This is a genomic window from Shewanella benthica KT99, from assembly GCF_000172075.1.
GTDB classification, from domain to species: Bacteria; Pseudomonadota; Gammaproteobacteria; order Enterobacterales; family Shewanellaceae; genus Shewanella; species Shewanella benthica_A.
The window spans coordinates 1-4,525 of the sequence record NZ_ABIC01000080.1 but is presented as its reverse complement, the minus strand read 5'-3'; the positions used below and the strand labels follow the sequence as shown (position 1 = coordinate 4,525).

The 4,525-nt window shown below is 45.4% G+C and carries 4 protein-coding genes and 1 tRNA gene; 1 reads left to right on the top strand and 4 read right to left on the bottom strand.

Annotated features, from left to right (window positions below):
* Positions 1-190: 190 nt before the first annotated feature.
* The 4 genes from KT99_RS19260 to KT99_RS19245 form a co-directional block, all read right to left on the bottom strand.
* Positions 191-267 (bottom strand) — tRNA-Met (locus tag KT99_RS19260).
* Between the two features lie 315 nt (positions 268-582).
* On the bottom strand, positions 583-1,674 hold the full coding sequence (ychF, locus tag KT99_RS19255; protein ID WP_005503607.1) for a redox-regulated ATPase YchF: 1,092 nt from the start codon (positions 1,672-1,674) through the stop codon (positions 583-585).
* Positions 1,675-1,806: 132 nt separating this feature from the next.
* Entirely contained in the window at positions 1,807-2,391 is a 585-nt protein-coding gene (gene pth, locus KT99_RS19250) for an aminoacyl-tRNA hydrolase (RefSeq protein WP_005503605.1), read from the bottom strand.
* Between the two features lie 204 nt (positions 2,392-2,595).
* Positions 2,596-3,789, bottom strand: coding sequence for an FAD-dependent oxidoreductase (locus tag KT99_RS19245; protein WP_005503603.1), 1,194 nt, complete (start codon positions 3,787-3,789; stop codon positions 2,596-2,598).
* Between the two features lie 216 nt (positions 3,790-4,005).
* Between KT99_RS19245 and KT99_RS19240 the strand changes: the two genes are divergently transcribed.
* Positions 4,006-4,344, top strand: coding sequence for a hypothetical protein (locus KT99_RS19240; protein ID WP_040572240.1), 339 nt, complete (start codon positions 4,006-4,008; stop codon positions 4,342-4,344).
* Positions 4,345-4,525 lie beyond the last annotated feature (181 nt).

Below are 4,525 nucleotides of genomic sequence, written 5' to 3'. Positions count from 1 at the left end.
ATCAGTTTTACATCCTGATTAAGATGACAGGCTAGAAGATAAATCTGACGTGTCTAATATCAACACCACCACTCCCGCACTGCATCAGTTTTACATCCTGATTAAGATGACAGGCTAGAAGATAAATCTGGCGTGTCTAACCTCAACACCACCACTCCCGCACTGATTCCAATTTTACATCTTGAATAGATGGTAGCAATAGCGGGACTTGAACCTGCGACCCCAGCATTATGAATGCTGTGCTCTAACCAACTGAGCTATATTGCCACTGTACACCGGTTCCTCTTGGTGAGGAACGGGGCGTATTATGCTTATTCGGCGTATTGAGGTCAACCGCTTTTTTCGCTAATTGAAACTAAACCTACCGTTCGGTTATTACTTCACCAAACTGAGCGGCAGATGCACAAATATAGCCGCTTAACTGCCATAGAGATAGCGAGCAGGCGCAAAAAGTACTTCCCCAAAAGCCAAAAGGCTCGATGAATACCATTGAGCCTTTATTACATCACCAAGTTAAGCCATGAAATTAAGCTCCACGTCCTAATATTAGTCTGCGCATAAGGGGCAAAATCCTTATGCGTCTTATACGTTAAAGAGGAAATGCATCACATCTCCATCTTTCACTATATAAGACTTCCCTTCTACTTTTAGCTTACCAGCTTCCTTAGCGCCAGCCTCACCGTTATAGGTAATGAAGTCGTCATAAGACATGACTTGAGCACGAATGAAACCACGTTCAAAATCTGTATGGATCACGCCGGCAGCTTGTGGTGCTGTCGCACCTATGGCTACAGTCCAGGCACGAACCTCTTTAACACCGGCAGTAAAGTATGTTTGTAGTGCCAGTAGATCGTAACCTGCTCGAATTACGCGGTCTAGACCTGGCTCTTCCAGACCAAGATCTGCCATAAACTCTTCGCGGTCTTCAGGTTCCATCTCTCCAAGCTCGGATTCAATCGAGGCACACACTGCCACGACAACAGCATTCTCTTTCGCTGCTATTTCACGAACTGTATCTAGATGCGGATTGTTTTCGAAACCATCATCGGCCACGTTGGCAATATACATGGTAGGCTTTAGCGTCAAGAAGTTCAGATAAGCCACAGCAGCGATCTCTTCGACCGACAAGTCTAAAGAACGTAACATAGTGCCTTCGTTTAAAGGAGTAAGCATCTTCTCCAGCACAGAGACTTCAAATTTAGCCTCTTGATCTCCACCTTTAGCACGCTTAGCCTGACGATGAATAGCACGCTCACATGAATCCAGATCCGCCAAAGCTAGTTCAGTGTTAATCACTTCAATATCTTCGGCTGGTGAGATTTTATTAGCGACATGCACTATATTTTCATCTTCGAAACAACGCACAACGTGACCGATGGCATCTGTTTCACGGATATTTGCCAGAAACTTATTACCTAGTCCTTCGCCTTTAGAGGCCCCTGCAACCAAACCCGCAATATCGACAAACTCCATCGTTGTCGGCATTACACGCTCAGGGTTAACGATCTTTGCCAAGGCATCGAGACGAGCATCGGGTACAGGCACGACACCGGTATTAGGTTCAATCGTACAAAACGGAAAGTTGGACGCTTCGATGCCAGCGTTAGTTAATGCATTAAATAACGTCGATTTACCTACGTTTGGCAGGCCCACGATGCCACATTTAAAACCCATATCTTTACCTTTAATATCAATAGTAAACTAACAGTTATACTGTGAGTTAAGTTCTTAAGAAGTTACCAAATGTCACTTCAATCAAATTTTTGCTATAAACCAATGTGGTTTAAGACTTAAACAAATACACCTCTAAGCTTTAAAGGTGTGCAACCTGTTCATGGCTTTAGCCATGTCTTCAGTAAACAATAACTCGGTGGAGCGTACAGCCTCATCGAGCACAGTTTCAATCTGGATCTGCTCAACTGCCGGAGCCTTACCCAGTACATAATTACTGACTTGGCTTCTATCACCCGGATGACCTATGCCGATTCGTAAGCGATAGAAACCTTTGTCATTCCCCAGACTGGCAATAATGTCTTTTAAGCCGTTATGACCACCATGTCCGCCACCCAATTTAAACTTGGCAACGCCAGGAGGCATATCGAGTTCATCATGAGCGACTAAGATCTCATCGGCTTGGATACGAAAGAAATTCGCCATCGCACCGACAGACTTACCACTGAGATTCATAAACGTACTCGGGATCAGTAAACGAACATCTTTACCATGCAGGTTAACTCTAGCGGTTAAGCCATAATACTTGCTATCGGCGATCAGAGTCGCAGTGCATATTCTGGCGAGCTCTTGTACATACCAAGCCCCGGCGTTATGTCGGGTCTGCGCATACTTTTCTCCAGGATTAGCGAGTCCTACAATCAGTTTTATATTACTCATTTAGCCCATTCTTTAATACGAGGCGCACCCCTGCCGTACAATGATGCCGGCTAAACGTCACGCGCAAAATAAAAACGCGACATTTTAACACTCAATCCACGGCGCAACAAATTATAAGCAAAATTGGTTTAATCGAAAAACTCATGGATATGCCAAACGGACCCTAAGGCCCGGGTTTAAATAGCGCTAATATCTGTAATTAGGTTAGAGTCCCATGGCATATTTGAGCACTTGCTTCTTAATCGGCGAATCGATATTCGCCAGCTTAAGCGCAGCATTGCGCAGTACTTTAAGTGGTAATAAGTCATTGCTGAACCCGGCATAAAACAGATCCATCGCCGACATCATCAGTTGATTATCTCGGTAACGGCGATGTTGGTATTCACTCAATGCTACATTGCTCCACCAAGCCTCTTGCTGACTCAGTTTATTCGAAATCACCGACATCAATGCATCGACATCTTTGAAGCCAATATTGACCCCTTGTCCAGCCAGGGGATTAATGGTGTGAGCCGCATCGCCTAAAATCACCAGATTATCGGCAAAGTAAGATTGAGCATGGCGTCGGGTCAACTTAAAACTGCCCTTATTCAAGACCTCAAACCGCCGGTCTAATCGCTCAGGAAAATGAATCTTAATCTGCTGAGCCAGAGCTGCGTTGCTCAATGTCGATAGCTGAGCGATTCGACTGGCGTCATCGTACCAGACCAGAGAAGCATTATTGCCCGGCAGGGGTAACAGAGATCTGGGACCTTTAGGGGTAAACTGTTGCCAGGTCACATCTTGTTGCTCTATGCCCGTCTCGATATTAATCAACATGGCCGACTGGGCATAATCCCAACCCGTTAAGCCGATTCCGGCCCAAGTTCTGACCTGTGAGTTGGCCCCATCGGCACCGACTAATAACTTGGCATCGAGTCGCTGCCCATCGTCTAAGGTCACACAAACCCCATTCTCGGAGCGACTAAAGCTATCGAGACTTCTGGGGCAAAGTAATTCAAGGTTATCGAGAGACTCGAACTGCTCCCACAAGGCCAACTGTATCAAACGATTCTCGACAATATGCCCCAGATGAGACACACCGATGGAATCGGCATGAAAACGAGTGATACATCCCTCTAACTCCCAAGTTTCCAGACCTAAATATGGCGCTCGTCGCATCTGAGTCAAACTTTCGAGAGCACCCAGACGCTCCAGCAAGGTCTCTGTCGCTAGGCTAATTGCTGAGACTCTCAAATCTATGGCCTGCTCACTACTGTATGTCTGGGGTCTGAACGCCTCTATCACGGTAACACTCAAGCCTAGTTGCGCTAAACCTATGGCCGTTGCGGCACCGATCATGCCTCCTCCAAGAATGACCACATCTCTTTTAGTAATTTCAGTTTGCGATTGACTCACCAAGACTCCTACACATCAAATAACCATTTCCTTATCACTCATTCTAATTTACCGGCATTGGATAGCCCATCAATCATTTCAAATTTCTCAGATGTGTATGCAAATGTTGCTATAGCCGAACTACTCATACTTGCTTGCAAACCGTACGATTATCACGCGAAGTCCTGCCTTACACTCAGTCTTACAAATCAAACCAATGGAATGAATGAGAATACGATGAAATTAATCACAGCCTTTATATTAGTCATGAGCAGCCTGTTACCTACCACAGCTTTGGCAGCGCCATCGAACACGGCGATGAGTTCCGCCGCCATGGAAGTCATTACAGTAACCTATCTCTCGCCTATAAATTATGCCATATATCAATATACGACGGAACTATTAGCCTATTTCAGACTCGAGATTCAGGCAGATATTTATACCCAGGCTCGGGCAGGTTCAATGCAGATGGCTCAGTCAATACACAGACAGTTTCAGGCAGACAGGTCCGCCTGGAAAGCATCAAATATACTCAATACTTGGCAAGGTAAAACTTCCAGCCCACAGTATTTTTGAATAAAAATGCCCAAAAGCTAGCCAGTGACTTGTTCAAGAGGTAAAATGTCGCGCTGTTTTTCCCGTGGTTCCAAGAGTGACATAAACTGATGAGCAGAACTCCATATCAAACCTGGGGCTGTCAATGATGAGTATGACTCATCAAGATGGCCGATCTGATGGACGATATAGGCTACACCCT

What these genes read in the sequence shown, in the direction of transcription:
- ychF (WP_005503607.1), bottom strand. Translation starts at nt 1,674, where the DNA reads ATGGGTTTTAAATGTGGCATCGTGGGCCTGCCAAACGTAGGTAAATCG.
- pth (WP_005503605.1), bottom strand. Translation starts at nt 2,391, where the DNA reads ATGAGTAATATAAAACTGATTGTAGGACTCGCTAATCCTGGAGAAAAG.
- KT99_RS19240 (WP_040572240.1), top strand. Translation starts at nt 4,006, where the DNA reads ATGAAATTAATCACAGCCTTTATATTAGTCATGAGCAGCCTGTTACCT.